At 65.7% G+C, this 17908-nt stretch carries 18 protein-coding genes; 4 read left to right on the forward strand and 14 right to left on the reverse strand.

All coding sequences use genetic code 11. The features are described from left to right. Positions 1-764 precede the first annotated feature (764 nt). Complete coding sequence (locus CCOS865_RS06935) at positions 765-1208, reverse strand: hypothetical protein (RefSeq protein ID WP_119139211.1); 444 nt, start codon at positions 1206-1208, stop codon at positions 765-767. Positions 1209-1520: 312 nt separating this feature from the next. Between CCOS865_RS06935 and CCOS865_RS06940 the strand changes: the two genes are divergently transcribed. After that, positions 1521-2147, forward strand: a complete 627-nt coding sequence (locus tag CCOS865_RS06940; RefSeq protein WP_119139213.1) for a response regulator transcription factor — start codon at positions 1521-1523, stop codon at positions 2145-2147. A gap of 46 nt (positions 2148-2193) precedes the next feature. Here CCOS865_RS06940 and CCOS865_RS06945 read toward each other — a convergent pair whose 3' ends face one another. The 7 genes from CCOS865_RS06945 to metG all read right to left on the reverse strand — a co-directional run bounded on the left by CCOS865_RS06945 (position 2194) and on the right by metG (position 7891). Next, entirely contained in the window at positions 2194-2373 is a 180-nt protein-coding gene (locus CCOS865_RS06945) for a PA3496 family putative envelope integrity protein (RefSeq protein ID WP_119139215.1), read from the reverse strand. Between the two features lie 104 nt (positions 2374-2477). Continuing rightward, positions 2478-3116: an endonuclease III gene (gene nth / locus CCOS865_RS06950; protein WP_119139217.1), complete on the reverse strand. Its 639-nt coding sequence runs from the start codon at positions 3114-3116 to the stop codon at positions 2478-2480. Positions 3117-3120: 4 nt separating this feature from the next. Continuing rightward, on the reverse strand, positions 3121-3645 hold the full coding sequence (locus CCOS865_RS06955) for an Rnf-Nqr domain containing protein (protein ID WP_119139219.1): 525 nt from the start codon (positions 3643-3645) through the stop codon (positions 3121-3123). Next, positions 3638-4237: an RnfABCDGE type electron transport complex subunit G gene (locus CCOS865_RS06960; RefSeq protein ID WP_119139221.1), complete on the reverse strand. Its 600-nt coding sequence runs from the start codon at positions 4235-4237 to the stop codon at positions 3638-3640. The genes CCOS865_RS06955 and CCOS865_RS06960 overlap by 8 nt, the downstream gene beginning before the upstream one ends. Further along, on the reverse strand, positions 4237-5205 hold the full coding sequence (locus CCOS865_RS06965; RefSeq protein WP_119139222.1) for an RnfABCDGE type electron transport complex subunit D: 969 nt from the start codon (positions 5203-5205) through the stop codon (positions 4237-4239). The genes CCOS865_RS06960 and CCOS865_RS06965 overlap by 1 nt, the downstream gene beginning before the upstream one ends. Beyond that, entirely contained in the window at positions 5202-5750 is a 549-nt protein-coding gene (locus CCOS865_RS06970; protein ID WP_119139224.1) for an Rnf-Nqr domain containing protein, read from the reverse strand. Before CCOS865_RS06970 ends, CCOS865_RS06965 begins: the two co-directional genes overlap by 4 nt. A gap of 98 nt (positions 5751-5848) precedes the next feature. Beyond that, positions 5849-7891, reverse strand: a complete 2043-nt coding sequence (metG, locus tag CCOS865_RS06975) for a methionine--tRNA ligase (RefSeq protein WP_119139225.1) — start codon at positions 7889-7891, stop codon at positions 5849-5851. A gap of 160 nt (positions 7892-8051) precedes the next feature. Here metG and apbC point away from each other — a divergent pair, with 160 nt between their 5' ends. Continuing rightward, positions 8052-9146: an iron-sulfur cluster carrier protein ApbC gene (gene apbC, locus CCOS865_RS06980; protein WP_119139227.1), complete on the forward strand. Its 1095-nt coding sequence runs from the start codon at positions 8052-8054 to the stop codon at positions 9144-9146. Positions 9147-9260: 114 nt separating this feature from the next. Here apbC and CCOS865_RS06985 read toward each other — a convergent pair whose 3' ends face one another. Beyond that, positions 9261-9470, reverse strand: a complete 210-nt coding sequence (locus CCOS865_RS06985; protein WP_043197576.1) for a cold-shock protein — start codon at positions 9468-9470, stop codon at positions 9261-9263. A gap of 326 nt (positions 9471-9796) precedes the next feature. On the opposite strand from CCOS865_RS06985, the gene dcd reads away from it, so the two are divergent. Further along, positions 9797-10363: a dCTP deaminase gene (gene dcd, locus CCOS865_RS06990; protein ID WP_119139229.1), complete on the forward strand. Its 567-nt coding sequence runs from the start codon at positions 9797-9799 to the stop codon at positions 10361-10363. Between the two features lie 97 nt (positions 10364-10460). Beyond that, complete coding sequence (locus tag CCOS865_RS06995) at positions 10461-10694, forward strand: hypothetical protein (RefSeq protein ID WP_119139231.1); 234 nt, start codon at positions 10461-10463, stop codon at positions 10692-10694. On the opposite strand, the gene pdeM is transcribed toward CCOS865_RS06995, so the two are convergent. From pdeM to CCOS865_RS07020, 5 genes are all read right to left on the reverse strand, one after another. Continuing rightward, positions 10695-11354: a ligase-associated DNA damage response endonuclease PdeM gene (pdeM, locus tag CCOS865_RS07000; RefSeq protein WP_119139233.1), complete on the reverse strand. Its 660-nt coding sequence runs from the start codon at positions 11352-11354 to the stop codon at positions 10695-10697. 1 nt (position 11355) lies between these two features. Continuing rightward, positions 11356-13815 carry a ligase-associated DNA damage response DEXH box helicase gene (locus CCOS865_RS07005; protein WP_119139235.1) on the reverse strand — a complete coding sequence of 820 codons (2460 nt, stop codon included), beginning with the start codon at positions 13813-13815 and terminating at the stop codon, positions 11356-11358. Between the two features lie 64 nt (positions 13816-13879). After that, on the reverse strand, positions 13880-14995 hold the full coding sequence (locus CCOS865_RS07010) for a succinylglutamate desuccinylase/aspartoacylase family protein (RefSeq protein WP_119139237.1): 1116 nt from the start codon (positions 14993-14995) through the stop codon (positions 13880-13882). A 214-nt stretch (positions 14996-15209) separates the two neighbouring features. Continuing rightward, entirely contained in the window at positions 15210-16868 is a 1659-nt protein-coding gene (locus CCOS865_RS07015) for an ATP-dependent DNA ligase (RefSeq protein WP_119139239.1), read from the reverse strand. Continuing rightward, a complete protein-coding gene (locus CCOS865_RS07020; protein WP_119139241.1) occupies positions 16865-17881 on the reverse strand; it encodes a ligase-associated DNA damage response exonuclease in 1017 nt (338 codons plus the stop codon). Before CCOS865_RS07020 ends, CCOS865_RS07015 begins: the two co-directional genes overlap by 4 nt. Positions 17882-17908 lie beyond the last annotated feature (27 nt).

Consider the following 17908-nt stretch of genomic DNA (forward strand, 5'->3'; position numbering starts at 1 on the left):
TTTTTCTTGGAAAAAAGTAACCAAAAACCGCTTGCTCCTGCATCCGGCCCTTCGCTGCGCTACGGGTTCCCTCACTCCGGCCTTGCTCCCGCGAGGACCGGGCTGTACGGGCCTTCCTGGCCCGCAGCCCTTGCCGGCCTTCCTGGCCGTCACCTCGCTTCGCAAGACCTCCGTTCGGCCTCCTGAAGTCGCGGTAGATCAAGATCACGAGCCAGATCAAAGGCCAGATCAAGTGCCAGGGCAACGGCTGGCGAATCGCTGCGCTCTCGCTTGTTTATAAGGGCGGTACAGCGCGTCAGCGCCAGAATGTGCATTGGCAGTGCCGGCCTCTTCGCGGGTAAACCCGCTCCCACAGGTTCTCTGCTGGCCGTAAGGCCACCGCGGTCCCTGTGGGAGCGGGTTTACCCGCGAAGAGGCCAAGCTATCCACCACCGATGCCACTATCGAAGATAACGCCAGTCCAGGCGCCACCCCTAACTTGGCGACCTCAGGAGGCCGAACGGAGGTCTTGCGGAGCGGGGTGACGGCCAGGAAGGCCGGCAAGGGCTGCGGGCCAGGAAGGCCCGTACAGCCCGGTCCACGCGGGAGCAAGACCGGAGTGAGGGAACCCGCAGCGCAGCGGAGGGCCGTATGTGGGAGCCAGCGGTTTTTGGTTACTTTTTTCCAAGAAAAAAAGTGACCCGCCGTAAGGGCGGAAGGGGCCATAAGAGCCACAAAATGGAATGGATAAGCCCACAATCCCCAAGCCCAAGCCAAAGCCGCATTCAAAACCCCCCAGGCCCCTCGGAATCCCCCAGCGGCGCCACCGACAGCTTGATGCACACCCGCGCATCGAGGTTGTACAACGTCCAGTTGCGCGGGCTAGGGTGCGTTTCCGCCAGGATGCGCAACAGCTGCGCCGCTATCAGCTCGTTGGCCTGCGGCCCCGACAGGGCGAGGCTGCTGCTTTCACCAGCGTGCCCCGATCTGCCCGCAGCGGGCTCAGGCTTGTCACCCCCTTCGTGGGGCAGGTAGAGGGTCTGGTGATTGAAGTTCAGCGTCAGAAAAAACAGGATCGTCAGAAAGAACGGAAACCCCACCAGGAACCACGTGTACACCGTCTGGCTCTGCTCACTGAGAAACGGCAGTGACGCCAGCGCCGAGGCTTCGACGATGCCGGCGAAGATCGCAATGAGCGTCAACGGGCTCAGGCTTTTCTGAATGTTCATGACGGCAGCCCTGCACGAGTTTTGTCCATGTTTACCCGGCGCGGCGCACGTAAGAAAGGTAGGAGAGTTCCACGCGCGGAACGATTGCCACGGGTACTGACAGAATTTGCCCGGATCAGGGTCCTGGCAGGCGCCGGTCAAGCCTTCCTGCGCACGGCGCGAACACCCCGCAGGGGCTCAGCTTGTAGGAAGCTTCCCTAATTAATGTAGGTTCCATCTTTGCATGAGTTGCGGGGCCGAACGACTGCGCCACTGGGTGCTCTGCTCGGTTATGGTGGCCGCTGGATAAAGCAACGAATCGATGGATATCGCATGAATAAAGTGCTGATCGTGGATGATCATCCGGTTATTCGCCTGGCCGTGCGCATGCTGATGGAGCGCCATGGTTACGAGGTGGTGGCGGAATCCGACAATGGCGTCGATGCCTTGCAACTGACGCGGGAATACCAGCCCGATATCGTCGTGCTGGATATCGGTATCCCTAAACTCGATGGCCTCGAGGTCATTGGCCGGATGATCACGGCCAGCCCGACGAGCAAGGTGCTGGTGCTGACCTCGCAGGCGCCGGGGCACTTCTCGATGCGCTGCATGCAGGCAGGCGCCGCCGGGTATGTGTGCAAGCAACAGGAGCTGACCGAGCTGCTCAGCGCGATCAAGGCCGTGTTGTCCGGCTACAGCTACTTCCCCAACCAGGCCATGTTCAAGACCCGTGGCACCCTCAACCGGGGGAGCGAAAGCGAGATGGTCGAACGTCTGTCAGCCAGGGAAATGATGGTCCTGCAGCAGTTGGCGCGCGGCAAGAGCAACAAGGAAATTGCTGACAGCATGTTTCTCAGCAACAAGACCGTCAGCACCTACAAGAGTCGCCTGCTGTTGAAGCTCAACGCCCGTTCGCTGGTGGACCTCATCGACCTGGCCCAGCGGCATGGCCTGACATAGCCCTGAAAAAAAGCCTCCGCAAGGGAGGCTTTCGAGAATTGATCGATTACAGGTCGTAATCGTAATCGGACAGCTGACGCTGCAGGCGTCGCTCTTCCAGGAGATTGTCGATGGTACGGCGCTTGTTCAGGTTGGTCTTCGCGGTTTCTACCTGAGGCTCTGCGTCATCATCCGCAGTACTGGTGAAGTCATCGTCGATCGACAGCTCTTCTTTATCGGTACTCATGCGTTGCTCCAAGCCAAAGGGCCATTCGCCGTCCTTATAACGAGAAACGCGGTGCTGGTAAAAAAGATTTTTTCAATCGCCCGACGGGGTTTTTACCTATCGGCTCAATCGTCGGAGGTCTTCAGCTTGTACTCGCACAGGTCTTCTATCCTGCAACTGCCGCAGCGCGGCTTGCGCGCCTGGCACACGTAACGCCCGTGCAGGATCAGCCAGTGGTGGGCATCGAGCAGGAAATCCTTGGGGACGAACTTCATCAGTTTCTTTTCCACCTCCAGCACGGTCTTGCCCGGGGCGATGCCGGTGCGGTTGCTGACCCTGAAGATATGCGTGTCGACCGCCATCGCGGGCTGCCGAAACGCGGTGTTGAGCACCACGTTGGCGGTCTTGCGGCCGACCCCCGGCAAGGCCTCGAGCGCCTCGCGGGTCTGCGGCACTTCACTGCCATGCAGCTCGATGAGCAGGCGGCAGGTCTCGATGACGTTCTTCGCCTTGCTGTTGAACAGGCCGATGGTGCGGATGTACGCGCTCAACCCCTCGACGCCCAGGGCGTAGATCGCCTCTGGCGTGTTGGCGACCGGGTACAGGCGGGCGGTGGCCTTGTTGACCCCGACATCGGTGGCCTGGGCGGACAGCACCACGGCGATCAACAGCTCGAACGGCGTGCTGTAGGCCAGTTCGGTCTTCGGTTCGGGGTTGTCTTCGTGCAGCCTGCGAAAGATCTCCAGGCGTTTGGCGGCATTCATGGGGTCAACGGGTTCCTTGACGACGAGAGGGGGCGGTGTCCGGACGCAGGCGATTGTACAAGGCCAGCAGCAGGCCGAGCAGTATCAATCCGCCCGGGGCGAGGGTGGCCAGGTGCGCGCCCGCCACCTGGCCTAGCCACTGGCGGCTGAGCCCCAGCAGCAGGCACAGCCCGACCAGGCCACCGAGGTGCATGGCCAGCAGCCGCCAGCGGCGCTGCTTGGGCAGCAGATGATCGGCTGCCAGGCATTGCAGGCTGAGTAGCGCCGGGTAATGGCCGAGGGCCAAGGCCAGCGGCAGGGCCCAGGCGCGCAGGCCCAATTGCAGGCAGCTGCACAGGGCGGCAATCAGCAGCAGGCTGGCCAGCAGGCGGGTGGCGCCTTGCAACGGGCGCGCTAACGCCGCCAGCAGTGCCTGGTGCAGGACCATCAGCGCTACCGTGCAGGCGGCGATCGCAGCCGCTTGCGCGACGGTTTGCGTAGCCCCGAGCAACGGCGCCAGGCTGATGCCCAAGAGCCAGAATCTATTCATCGCGCGCCCCCAGCAAAACGCTGCGGTGCTCGTCGAAATAGCGCAGGGCATCCTGCAGCGCCTCGAGTACGGCGCGCGAAGTAACCGTAGCGCCGGCCAGCTGATCGAAATCGCCGCTGTCCCGTTTCAGGGCCCAGGCGGCGTTGCGCGTGCGCCCCGTGAACTGCTCCAGCCAGCGCAGCCCGGGGTCCACCAACTGGTCGCCCAGCCCCGGGCTTTCCGCCTGCTGCAGGACGCGTATGCCGAGCAGGCGGCCATCGGCGCCGATGGCGATGGCCAGTTCGATGGGGCCGGCGTAGCCCTTGGCCTGGCTGCGCAAGATCACTGCGCTGGGCGCCCCCGCCAAAGTGGCGCGGTAGCCGGCCAGCAGCTGGCTGTGCGTGAGCTGCGCTGCGGGCAGCTCGAGAGGTGCTTGCAGCGGGGTGTTGTCGTAGCTGCCAGGCGGCAGCACGGCGAGCCATTCGCGGGTCTGCAGGTCGCGCTGGGCGTTGTCGATTGGCCTGTCAGTCCACTGCCTAAAGGCCAGCGTTGCCGCTAGCGCCAATCCACCCACCACTACCAGCCACAAGACTTGGCGCGTCAGCTTGTTCATCAGGCCACCTGCTCGCGGCGTGCCGCCAGACGGTCCAGCGCCGGCACCGCCAGGTTCATCAGGAGGATGGCGAACGCGGTGCCATCGGGGTAACTGCCCCACGTTCGAATCACATAGATCAGCACCCCGGCGCCGAACCCGAACAGCAATCGGGCGCTGGCCTGCCGGGGCCCGGAGACGGGCTCGGTGGCGATGAAAAACGCCGCGAGCATGCTCGAGCCGGAAAACAGGTGCAGCAGCGGCGAGCCATTGGAGTCGGAGCCCGAGCCGTTCCAGCACAGCAGGCTGAGCAGCACCAGGCCGCCGAGCAGCCCTGCGGGTGCGTGCCAACTGAACAGCTTGCGCTGCAACAGCCACACACCGCCGAGTAGAAACGCCAGGTTGACCCACTCGCTGCCGCGCCCGCCGACACTGCCAAAGCCCGGGTGCTGGGCGAACAACTCCTCCACGGTCAGGCTACGGTTGTGCCGCAGGCCATCGAGCACCGTCGGCTGCGCCCAGGCATCGATCCCGGTGTCGCCGAATATCAGCTGCAGCCCTTCGCTGAAGCCGGGTACGGGGCCGGGCCAGTGGTTCATCTGCAAGGGGAAGCTCAACAGCACCAATGCATAGCCGACCATCGCCGGGTTGAACAGATTACGCCCGACACCGCCGAACGCTTGCTTGCCCAGGCCGATCGCAGCACTGGCGGCGATCGCCGGCAGCCACCATGCGACGTAAGGCGGCAAGGCTGCGGCCAGCAGCACCGCTGTGACCAGGGCGCTGCCATCGACCAGTGACGGCAGCACGTGCTGCCCGCGCAGCCTCAGCAGCAAGGCCTCGCTGGCCAAGGCGAAGCCCGCGCACAGCAGCAGGTTGAACAGCACCCCCCAACCCTGCAGCCACAACAACGCCAGCAGGCCGGGGGCGCAGGCCAGCAAGACCTGGCCCATGGCCGCGGGCAGGCGGGGATCGGCGGTCTGGGTCATTGCCCGAAGAGTCCGTTGAGGCCACACAGAGCCATGCTCAGCACCCCGGCGCCGATCAGTTCGATGGGCAAGCCGCGCAGCGCCAGAGGCATCTCGGCGTGCGCGCTGCGCTGGCGCAGGTCATCGAACCAGGCCAGGGCCAGCCACAGGCCCAGGCCCGCCAGCAGCCCCCCGGCCAGGGTCGCCAGCCAGCTGCTGTGTTCATCGGTGAGCTGCAACATCAGGCCGAGCACGGCGGCGTTGCTCAACAGCACGATGCGCAGGTCCTCAAGGGGCGTTTCAGGGTAACGGCGGGCGAGCAGCGCAGGGATCGACCAGGCCAGCAACGCCAGCACGGGCAACAGCACGAACAGTTGCAGGTCGTGCAACTGCAAAGGCACCAGGAGCAGGCTGTCGAGCAGTTTTGCGCCGACCAGCCCCCCGAGCATCAGCAGCGCGCAGGCGGCGCCCTGCAGGTGCACGTGCACGCGCGTAGGCGACCCGCGCTGCAGGATCAGGTGGTTGACCAGCGCAGCGCTGACCAGAACCAGGACGTAGTCGCTCATGGGAATGCCAGAGGCCGTGGGCTGCAGTGAGTATATCCGGCACGGCGCCAGGCGGATGCAAATGCCCCGGCGCTGAGGCCGGGGCAGAAGGGGCGGGGTTACTTGATGCGCTGACCTGGCTTGGCGCCGCTGTCAGGGCTGAGCAGGTAGATCTCTTCACCGCCAGGGCCGGCGGCCATGACCATGCCTTCAGAGATGCCAAAGCGCATTTTGCGCGGCTTGAGGTTGGCCACCATCATGGTCAGGCGGCCTTCGAGCTTGGACGGATCGGGGTAGGCCGACTTGATCCCGGAGAACACGTTGCGGCGCTCGTCGCCGATGTCCAGGGTCAGTTGCAGCAGCTTGTCGGCACCGGCTACCGCCTCGGCCTTGACGATCAGCGCCACGCGCAGGTCGACGGCGGCGAAGGTGTCGAACTCGATTTCCGCCGACAGCGGGTCTTTGCCCAGCTCGCCGTTACCCACAGGCGCGGTGTTGCCCTGGGCGGCGAGCAGGTCTTCCTTGCTGGCGGCGATCATGGCTTCGACCTTGGCCGGCTCGATGCGGCTCATCAGCGGCTTGAAGGCGTTCAGCTGATGGTTTTCGAGGCGCGACTGGTGGTCGTTCCAGGTCAGCGGCGCGACGTTCAGGAAGGCCTCGGCATCGGCGGCCAGCAGCGGCAGCACCGGTTTGAGGAAGATCACCAGTTGGCGGAACAGGTTGACGCCCTGGGCACAGATGGCCTGCACCTCGTCCTGCTTGCCTTCCTGCTTGGCCAGCGACCACGGTGCCTTGTCGGCGATCCAGGCGTTGGCGCGGTCGGCCAGGCCCATGATTTCGCGCATGGCACGGGCGAAATCGCGGGCCTCGTAGGCTTCGGCGATGGACGGCGCGGCAGCCAGGAAGGCCTCGGTCAGCTCAGGGGCAGCGTCACCGCCGACCAGCACGCCGTCGTTGCCCTTGTGGATGAAGCCCGCGCAACGGCTGGCGATGTTGACCACCTTGCCGACCAGGTCGGAGTTGACCTTCTGCACGAAGTCTTCCAGGTTCAGGTCGAGGTCGTCGACGCCACGGCCCAGCTTGGCGGCGTAGTAGTAACGCAGGTATTCCGGGGCCAGGTGATCGAGGTAGGTGCGCGCCTTGATGAAGGTGCCACGCGACTTCGACATCTTCGCGCCATTGACCGTCAGGTAGCCGTGCACGTTGATCGCGGTCGGCTTGCGGAAGCCCGAACCTTCGAGCATGGCGGGCCAGAACAGGGCGTGGAAGTTGACGATGTCCTTGCCGATGAAGTGGTACAGCTCGGCCGTGGAGTCTTCTTTCCAGAAGGCGTCGAAGTCCAGCTCCGGACGGCGCGCGCAGAGGTTCTTGAAGCTGGCCATGTAGCCGATCGGCGCGTCCAGCCAGACATAGAAGTACTTGCCCGGCTCGCCTGGGATCTCGAAGCCGAAGTACGGCGCGTCGCGCGAGATGTCCCACTCCTGCAGGCCGGAGTCGAGCCATTCGGCGAGCTTGTTGGCGACCGCATCCTGCAGGGTGCCGCTGCGGGTCCACTGCTGGAGCATGGCCTGGAAGTCAGGCAGCTTGAAGAAGAAGTGCTGCGAATCCTTGAGCACCGGGGTGGCACCGGAGATCGCCGACTTGGGGTTCTTCAGCTCGGTCGGGGCGTAGGTGGCGCCACACTTCTCGCAGTTGTCGCCGTACTGATCGTCGGCCGCGCACTTGGGGCAGGTGCCCTTGATGAAACGGTCCGCCAGGAACATGCCTTTTTCCGGGTCGAAGTACTGCGTGACCGAACGGTTGGCGATGTGCCCGGCGTCGCGCAGGCGGGTGTAGATCATGCTCGACAGCTCACGGTTTTCGTCGCTGTGGGTCGAGTGGAAGTTGTCGAAGTCGACCAGGAATTCGGCGAAGTCGCCGCTGTGCTCGGCCTGCACGTTGGCGATCAGCTGCTCCGGGCTGATGCCTTCCTTTTCGGCGCGCAGCATGATCGCCGAGCCATGCGCGTCGTCGGCGCAGACATAGATGCACTGGTTGCCGCGCAGCTTCTGGAAGCGAACCCACATGTCCGTCTGGATGTACTCGAGCATATGGCCAAGGTGGATGGATCCATTGGCATAGGGCAGGGCGCTGGTGACGAGAATCTGACGTGGCTCGGACATGGGGGCTCGGCTACTTACTCTGGCTACGAGGAAAAATAAGGGTGATCGGCCACTATAAAGGCACGGCAAATATATTTCACCCCATCGACGTACCTGCTGACGATTGACGGGTTAGCATAGGCGCCTGTTTCACTTTCAGATCTTGCCTACGGGAGCCTCAATGAGTGCCGTCACACGTGCCGACGTCGAAGCCGTCCTTCGCCAGTACACCGACCCTTACCTGAACCAGGACCCGGTCAGCGCCGGTTGCGTGCGCGCGATCGACATCCAGGGCAGCCAGGTCAGCGTGCAGCTGCAGCTGGGCTACGCCGCGGGGTTGTTCAAGAATGGCTGGGCGCAGGTCCTGCAAACCGCCATCGAGACCCTCGACGGGGTCAGCGCCGCGCAGGTCTCGATCGAGTGCGTGATCGCCGCGCACAAGGCCCAGGCCCAGGTGCCGGGCCTGGCCAACGTCAAGAACATCATTGCCGTGGCTTCGGGCAAGGGCGGCGTGGGCAAGTCGACCACCTCGGCCAACCTGGCCCTGGCGCTGGCCCGCGAGGGCGCGCGGGTGGGTATTCTCGATGCCGATATCTATGGCCCCAGCCAGGGTGTGATGTTCGGTATCGCTGAAGGTACCCGGCCGCAGATCCGCGATCAGAAGTGGTTCGTGCCGCTCAAGGCGCACGGCGTCGAGGTCATGTCGATGGCGTTTCTGACCGACGACAACACGCCGATGGTCTGGCGTGGGCCGATGGTCTCCGGGGCGTTGCTGCAACTGGTCACCCAGACTGCCTGGGACGACCTCGACTACCTGGTGATCGACATGCCGCCGGGCACCGGCGACATTCAGCTGACCTTGGCGCAAAAGGTCCCGGTGGCGGGCTCGGTGATCGTCACCACCCCGCAGGACCTGGCCTTGCTGGATGCGCGCAAGGGCGTGGAGATGTTCCGCAAGGTCAACATCCCGGTGTTGGGCGTGGTCGAGAACATGGCCGTGCACATCTGCTCGAACTGCGGGCATGCCGAGCACCTGTTCGGTGAAGGCGGCGGCGCCAAGCTGGCAGGGCAGTATGGCGTCGAGTTGCTGGCCTCGCTGCCGTTGTCGATGCTGATCCGCGAGCAGGCCGACAGCGGCAAGCCGACGGCGATTGCCGAGCCGGAGAGTCAGATCGCCATGGTCTATCAGGAGCTGGCGCGCCAGGTCGGTGCGCGCATCGTCCTGCAGGAAGCGGCGGCGCCGGCGATGCCGAGCATTACCATCAGCGAAGACTGAACCCACGTGGGGGCGGCGCCGCGCCGCTCCCATGGGTCACGCGCGGGCAGGCTTCAGTTTCTGCCAGGCATAAAAAAACCCGCCGAAGCGGGTTTTTTCTGAAGCTAAACTGGATTAGGCCAGTTGAACTTCTTCAGCCTGCATGCCTTTCTGGCCGCGGGTAGCGACGAAAGTAACAGCTTGGCCTTCTTTCAGGGTTTTGAAGCCGTCAGCTTGGATGGCTTTGAAGTGCACGAACAGGTCATCGCCCGACTGAGGGGTGATGAAGCCGTAGCCTTTTTCATCGTTGAACCACTTGACGGTACCGGATTGACGGTTGGACATGTGTCTGTCTCCTTGGACAAAGTAAATTTCGGCACAGGAAACGCCCTGGCCGGACTGAGTGCAAAGAGTCGGAAAATTCAGCGATGGGCCGATGGAAATCGTGCATCTAACTAGAGTTCTCGGTGTCACGTGCAGCACAGTGGCGTCACCATAACCCACTTTCAACGACCTGCCAATGGTCAATAGCGGCTTTGATGAAATTCGGATCGGCGGCGGCCGCAGCCCCCGTCCGGCGCGGGATGCGGCACGGAACTTTAACCCAGGCGCCGGGACCGGTAAGATGCGCATCTTGTTTTTCACCTCGTACCCTCAGGACACCCCCCGCCATGAGCATCAAATCGGACAAGTGGATTCGCCGCATGGCGCAGGAACACGGCATGATCGAACCGTTCGTCGAGCGCCAGGTGCGCGGCGACGCCGAAAGCCGGGTCATTTCCTTCGGCGTTTCCAGCTACGGCTACGACGTGCGCTGCGCCGACGAATTCAAGGTGTTCACCAACATCAATTCGGCCACCGTCGACCCGAAGAACTTCGATGCCGGCAGCTTTGTCGACGTCAAGAGCGACGTCTGCATCATCCCGCCGAACTCCTTCGCCCTGGCACGCACCGTCGAGTACTTCCGCATCCCGCGCAACGTCCTGACCATCTGCCTGGGCAAGAGCACCTACGCGCGCTGCGGCATCATCGTCAACGTCACCCCGCTCGAGCCGGAGTGGGAAGGCCACGTGACCCTGGAGTTCTCCAACACCACCACGCTGCCGGCGAAAATCTACGCCAACGAAGGCGTGGCCCAGATGCTTTTCCTCGAATCCGATGAAGAGTGCGAAGTGTCCTATAAGGACCGTGGCGGCAAGTACCAGGGCCAGCGCGGCGTTACCCTGCCGCGGACCTGATCCGACGAGCGCGGGGAATTCCTTCCCCGCCCGGCACTCCAACGCTTGAACAGTTCCGGCGCGCATGACGTGCGCCGGCTCTCGCCAGGAGCTGCCTATGAAACTCCATCCCGCCGTCAGTGAGAAGCTGGCCACCCTCCAGCAACCCAATCAGATAGGCTTGCTGGCATGGTCACTGCTGGCGCATCCGCCGATGCCGCTGCAGGCCGGTGGCGTGCCGCACCAGCCCGATCCCGATACGCCGCAACCGCCCCAGCCCGGTGATACCCCACCGATGGAGCCGGGTGAGCCGACCCTGCCTGATGAACCGCCACCGGCGCCGGTCGCCTGATCAGCGCTGCACCGCCCAGACCCGCTCGGCCCCCGCGAGAAACACGCGGGTGGCCGCGTCGGGCTCGACGTTCCAGCCCCCGGTGAACTCGCCAAAGGCCGGTAGCAGGCTGACCTTGTCTTCGATCAGAAAACACGGCAGGCGCAGGCGCTGACGGCCCTTGCCGCGCAGTATGAAGGCCGGGTGTACATGCCCGGCGATCACAGGGTGGGTAGAATTCGACGCCGGCTCATGCTGCAAGGCGAAGGGTTCCTGTAGCCATGGTTGGTCCTGCACGTCGATGTTCAGTTCGGCGGGTGGGTCGCCTGCATGACGGTCATGGTTACCCCGCACAAGAACGATCCGCAACGGCGCGTGCCGCTGGCGCCAGGCCTTCAGCTTGGCGACGATGGCCGGTGCGCGGGCAGGGCGGGCATGCAGGAAGTCGCCGAGGATGATCAGTTGCTGGCAATCGTGTGCCGCCAGCAGGGCATCGAGGCGGGCCAGGGTGGCATCGGTGGTGCCGCGTGGCACTGGTTGATGCAGGGCGCGGTAGCTGGCGGCCTTGCCGAGGTGCACGTCGGCCACCAGCAGGGCGCGCCGCGCCGGCCAGTACAGCGCTTTGTCCGGCAGCAGCCAGAGGGTCTCGCCGCAGTGTTGGATTTCCAGGTGCTGGGTCATGTCACGCCTTCGTGTTGTTGTTCGCGACCTTTTCCAGGTCGGCCACCATGCGCGCGATGCGGTCGGCCAGCTTCTCGGTGCTGAGCGTCTCACGCATGCCTTCGACCAGCAGCGCAAACGCCAACGGCCCAGGCCGGCGCAACGCCTGCAGATCCAGGCGCAAGGCGCTCATCTTGAGCAGTTGCCGGTGCAGCCGCTCGATCTCCAGCTCCTCGCGCAATACCTCGTCACGTGCCTGGCCGAGCAGCAGGTTGTCGGCGTCATGCTTGCGAAACACCTCATAGAACAGCCCGCTGGACGCCTGGATCTGCCGGGTGCTCTTCTGCGCCGCCGGGTAGCCGCCGAACACCAGCCCGGCAATCTGGGCAATTTCGCGAAAGCGCCGCAGCGCCATCTCGCCGGCGTTGAGGCTGGCCAGCACGTCCTCCAGCAGGTTGTCGGTAGACAGCGCCATTGGCAGGCACGTCGCCCAGTCGACGGCGCTCGGGCTGAGCAGTTCGAAGCCGTAGTCGCTGACCGCGATCGACACCGACAGCGGCTGCTCGCGGCTGACCCGCCAGGCCACCAGGCTGGCCAGGCCGAGGTTGGCCATGCGCCCGGCGAACGGGTAGAGAAACAGGTGCGAGCCTTGCCGTGAGGTCAGGGTCTCAGCTAACAGGGTGCCCTGGGTGGGCAGTGCCGACCAGGCCTGCTGCAGCGCCAGCAATGGCCGTACGGCGCGCATTTCCGGGCCATTGAAGTGACCATGGGCGGCGGCGTCGAGCTGCTCGACGAGGGCATCCGCCAGTTCGCTCGAGAGCGGCATGCGCCCGCCATTCCAGCGCGCCACGGCGGCTTTGCGCGCGGTGCTGCGGCGCACGTAGGCGGTCATGTTCTCGACCCGTACCAGCTCCAGCACCCGGCCAGCGAAGACCAGCGTGTCGCCTGGGCGCAGGCGTGCGATGAAGGCTTCCTCGACGCTGCCCAGGCTTTTGCCGCCACCGCCCTTGCTCCAGTACTTGAGGGCGATGCTGGCCTCACTGACGATGGTGCCGATGCCCATCCGGTGGCGCCGGGCCAGGCGCTCGCTGGCCACCCGCCAGAGGCCGTCGGGGTGCGCGTGCACGCGTTGGTAGTCGGGGTAGGCGGTCAGCGAAGTGCCGCCGTGGCAGACAAAGTCCAGGGCCCATTGCCATTGACTGTCGCGCAGGTCGCGGAAGGCCCAGGTGCTGCGCACTTCCGCGAGCAGCTCGGCGGGCCGAAAGCCGCTGCCCAAGGCCATGCTGACCAGGTGCTGGACCAGCACATCCATGCTCAGGCGCGGCGACTGGCGCGCCTCGATCTGGCCGGCCGCCAGGGCATGGCGGGCCGCGGCGGCTTCCACCAGCTCGAGGCTATGGGTCGGCACCAGGGTAATCCGTGAGGCGCGCCCCGGGGCATGCCCCGAGCGTCCGGCACGTTGCATCAGGCGTGCGATGCCTTTCGCCGAGCCGATCTGCAGCACCCGCTCGACCGGCAGGAAGTCCACCCCGAGGTCGAGGCTGGAGGTGCAGATCACCGCCTTCAAGGTGCCCTGCTTGAGGCTGCGCTCGACCCAGTCGCGGGTCTGGCGCGCCAGCGACGCATGGTGCAGGGCGATCAGCCCGGCCCAGTCAGGGCGCTGTTCGAGCAGCGCCTGGTACCACAGCTCGGCCTGTGCGCGGGTGTTGGTGAACACCAGGCAACTGCTGCTGGCATCGATTTCGGCGCTGACCTGGGCGAGCATTTTCAAGCCCATGTGGCCGGCCCAGGGGAACCGCTCGATGGCCTCAGGCAGCAGGGTGTCGACCTGCAGGCGTTTGTCCTGCCTGCCGGTGACCAGCGCGCCGCCGGCCGGCAGCAGCACTTCACGGGCGTGCTGCAGGTTGCCCAGGGTCGCCGACAGGCCCCACACCACCAGCCCGGGGTGCCAGCGCCTGAGGCGCGCCAGGGCCAGCTGCAGCTGCACGCCGCGCTTGTTGCCGAGCAATTCGTGCCATTCATCGACCACCACCATGCGCAGGCTGGCGAAGTCCTGCACGGCGTGTTCGCGGGTCAGCAGCAGGGTCAGGCTTTCCGGTGTGGTGACCAGGGTGCTGGGCAGGCGCCGGGCTTGGCGGGCGCGCTCGGCGGCACTGGTGTCACCGCTGCGCACGCCGACGCTCCAGTTCAGGCCGAGCGCGTCGAGGGGCGGTTGCAGGGCGCGCGCGGTGTCGGCTGCCAGGGCGCGCATGGGGGTGATCCAGAGCACCTGCAGCGGCGCCGGCTGCTTGCCCGTGTCGGCCTTGGCAAAGGCGCGCAGGGCGGCCAGCCAGACCGCGTAGGTCTTGCCGGCGCCGGTGCTGGCGTGGACCAGGCCCGACTCACCGCGCTCGACCGCGGCCCACACCTGGCGCTGGAAGGCGAAGGGCTGCCAGCCGCGTGCGGCGAACCAGGCATTGGCAAGGTCGGGGGAGGCGGGCATGCGGCAGGTCCGTCGAGGGCTGTGCTTCTACAGACCCTGCGCCGCGGTGATTGGTTTTACCCGATCAGTTGCCCAGCAGATAACCGCTGCGGCAGACCTGCTCGCCGGCGACATGGGCAATGACCATGCCGGTCGTGGCCATGCGCCGGACGCTGCGTGCATAGAGCAGCCCGGCCTGGTCGTTGCGCAGGGCGGTGACCCGGTCGGTCAGCGGGTCGATGACCTCGGCGATCAGTTGCCCCGCCTGCAGGTACTGCCCAGGCGCTGCGTGAAACACCAGCAAGCCGCCCACCGGCGCGGTCACCGGCTCTACGGCGGCCAGTTGGGTGGCGGGGCGCAGCAGCGGCGGCAGCGCGACGGGCTGGCCTTCGATGGCGCCGCTGTGGGTGAGGAAGTCAAGGATCGCCTGGCAGTCCTTGCTCGCCAGGTCGTGGCTGACATCGGCCTGGCCGCGCAGCTCGAGGGTCACCGAAAAGCTGCCCTGGGGGATCGGGTAGCGTTTGCCGAAGCGTTGCTGCAGTTGCCACCAGACCAGGCTGAAGCACTCATCGAACGACTGCCCGCCGGAATCAGTCGCCAGCAGGCTCGCCTGGGCGCCCAGGTAGCGTGCCAGCGGCTCGACCTGGGGCCAGGCTTCCGGGGTGGTGTAGAGGTGCTCGACGGCTTCGAAGTCACAGTGCAGGTCGAGCACCATGTCGGCATCGCAGGCCAGCCGTTGCAGGCACAGGCGCTGGGACTGCAGCGGCGTGCGCACCGGGTGGGCGTCGAGGCCGCGGCGCAGGTGTTCGCGGATCAGCGCGAGGTTGTGCGCCGGGTCCTGATTGAGCTGGCCCTCGACCTGATCGCCGATCGTGTCCGAGAGGTCGACGAAGTTGCGATTGAAATTTTCCCCGCTCTGCAACTCGAAGCGGCCCAAGGGCGCGTCCAGCAGCACTTGTTCCAGACCGACCGGGTTGGCCACGGGCACCAGCACGATCTCCTGGCGCAGGCGGCCTTGCTGCTCAAGCTCGAGCAAGCGTTGCTTGAGGTGCCAGGCCACCAGCATGCCGGGCAGCTCGTCGGCGTGCAGCGAGGCCTGGATATACACCTTGGGGCCACCGCGCGGGCCGAACTGGAAGCTGTGCAACTGACGGGTGATGCCCGGGGCGGGGGAAAGCAGGTCGTGGGTAGAGTGATGCATGGCGGTCCTGGCGTGCTTGGGTTGAACGGTCTGCGACTGAAGATAGAAGCACAAACTTCGGGTTTGCGCATGGGCGCTTTCAGCTTTTGCACTGTCAGCACCGGCCTCTTCGCGGGTAAACCCGCTCCCACACGGATCGCTTCGAGCGCTGCAATCGTATTCGACACAACCCCTGTAGGAGCGGGTTTACCCGCGAAGAGACCCGCGCGGTTGCTCAGGCCAGCAACGCCTGCAGGGTCGCCAGGTCATCCGCCTCGTCCACCGGCTTGTCCAGCCGCCAGCGCAGCATCCGCGGGAAGCGCACGGCAATCCCGCTCTTGTGCCGCTTGGACAGCGCGATCCCCTCGAAGCCCAGCTCGAACACCAGGGTCGGGGTCACGCTGCGCACCGGGCCGAAGGTGTCCACGGTGGTCTTGCGGATGATCGCATCGACCTTGCGCATCTCTTCATCGCTGAGCCCCGAGTACGCTTTGGCGAACGGCACCAGCGTTCGCCCCGGCGTGCCGGCCGGGGCATCCCAGACGGCGAAGGTGTAGTCGCTGTAGAGGCTGGCCCGGCGGCCGTGACCACGCTGGGCGTAGATCAGCACGGCATCGACGCTGAACGGGTCGATCTTCCACTTCCACCACAGGCCCATGTCCTTGGTCCGGCCGACCCCGTACAGCGCATCGCGCTGCTTGAGCATCAGGCCTTCGACGCCGAGGCTGCGCGACTGCTCGCGCTGGCGGGCGAGGTCGGCCCAGTCGGCGCCGTGCAGCAGCGGCGACAGCAGCACGGGCGCCAGCGGGTACGCCTCGACGATGCGCTCCAGCTGGCTGCGACGTTCATGTTGCGGGCGATTGCGCCAGTCCTGGTCCTGCCATTCGAGCAAGTCATAGGCCTTGAGCACCACCGGCGCATCCGCCAGCAGCTTCTTGCCCAAGGTCTTGCGGCCCAGGCGTTGCTGCAACAGGGCGAATGGCTGCACCGCCACGGCCTGGTCGCTGGCGCCGGGCTTCCAGACCAGGATTTCGCCATCGAGCACGGTGCCGTCCGGCAAGGTGCTCGTCAGGCTGTGCAGCTCGGGAAATCGATCGGTGACCAGCTCTTCGCCGCGCGACCAGATCCACAACTGGCCGTCGCGCTTGACCACCTGGGCACGGATGCCATCCCACTTCCACTCCACCTGCCAATCGCTGACCGGCCCGAGCAAGGCCTCGAACTGTTCGGTGGGCGCCTGCAAGGCGTGGGCGAGGAAAAACGGGTAAGGCTGGCCACCGCGCTGGCTGTGTTCATCGGCCGACTCGCCGGCCACCAGCTTGAGGTAGCTGTCGGCGCTGGGCTTATGGCTCAGGTCGGTATAGCCGACCATGCGCTGGGCGACGCGCTTGGCGTCGAGGTCGGACAGTTGCGCCAGGGCACGGGTCACCAGCAGTTTCGACACGCCGACCCGAAAGCTGCCGGTGATCAGCTTCAGGCAGAGCATCAGGCTCTGCCGGTCGAGTTGCGCCCAGAGCAGCGGCAGGCGCTCGCGCACGGCCTCTTGCGGCTGGCCGCGCAACGGCAGCAGGTGCTGTTCGACCCATTCGGCCAGGCCCTCGTCGCTGCCTTGCGGGTTGTCCGGCAGCAACAGCGAGATGGTCTCGGCGAGGTCGCCGACCGACTGGTAGCTTTCTTCGAACAGCCAGTCCGGCAGTTGCGACAGCGCGATCGCCAGTTCGCGCAGCAGGCGCGTGGGCACCAGTTGCCGCGGCCGGCCTCCGGCCAGGAAGTACACCGCCCAGGCCGCGTCGCGCGCCGGCGCCTGGCTGAAATACTCACGCAGAGCCTGCAGCTTGGCGTTGCTGGAGGTGGTGCCGTCCAGGCGCAGGTACAGCTCGGCAAAGGCTTTCATGCCGGGGCCTGCGGCTCGCGGGTGTCGTCCTCGTCGCCGTATTCGGTGACGAACGCGCGGGCATCGAGGCCGCGCTCGCTGAGGTAGCGCACCAGCACATTGACCGACCCGTGGGTGACCATCACCCGTTGCGCGCCGGTCTGCTCGATGGCCCACAGCAGCCCGGGCCAGTCGGCGTGATCGGAGAGTACGAAGCCGCGGTCGACACCGCGCCGCCGGCGGGTGCCGCGCAAGCGCATCCAGCCACTGGCGAAGGCATCGCTGTAATCGCCGAAGCGCTTCATCCAGCTGCTGCCGCCCGCCGAGGGTGGCGCCAGCACCAGGGCCTGGCGCAGCAGCGGGTCGTTGCGCGCGAAGTCGCCGGCATAGTGGGTGTCGGGCAGGGCCACGCCAGCCTCGCGGTAGACCCGGTTGAGCGGCTCGACCGCGCCATGCACCAGGATCGGCCCGATGCTCGGGTCCAGCCCGTGGAGGATCCGTTGCGCCTTGCCGAAGGCGTAACAGAACAGCACGCTGGCCTTGCCCAGTTCACGGTTGGCCCGCCACCAGGCGTTGATCTCGCTGAAGATCGTGGCTTGTGGCGGCCAGCGGTAGATCGGCAGGCCAAAGGTCGATTCGGTGATGAAGGTGTGGCAGCGCACCGGCTCGAACGGCGCGCAGGTGCCATCGGGTTCGACCTTGTAGTCGCCCGAGGCGACCCACACCTCGCCCTGGTATTCCAGCCGCACCTGCGCCGAACCCAGCACATGGCCTGCGGGATGAAAGCTCAGGGTCACGCCGTGATGCACCAGGCGTTCGCCGTAGGCCAGGGTCTGCAGGTCGATGTCCTGGCCCAGACGGCTGCGCAGCACCCCGGCGCCGGGGGCGGCGGTGAGGTAGTGGGCGTTGCCGGTGCGCGCATGGTCGCCGTGACCATGGGTGATCACCGCACGCTCGACCGGCCGCCACGGGTCGATGTAGAAATCACCGGGCGGGCAGTACAGGCCTTCGGGGCGGGCAATCACAAGGTCCATGGGCACGGGCGCTGGCTTGGGGGTTAC

This window comes from Pseudomonas reidholzensis, assembly GCF_900536025.1.
In the GTDB taxonomy this organism is placed as follows: domain Bacteria; phylum Pseudomonadota; class Gammaproteobacteria; order Pseudomonadales; family Pseudomonadaceae; genus Aquipseudomonas; species Aquipseudomonas reidholzensis.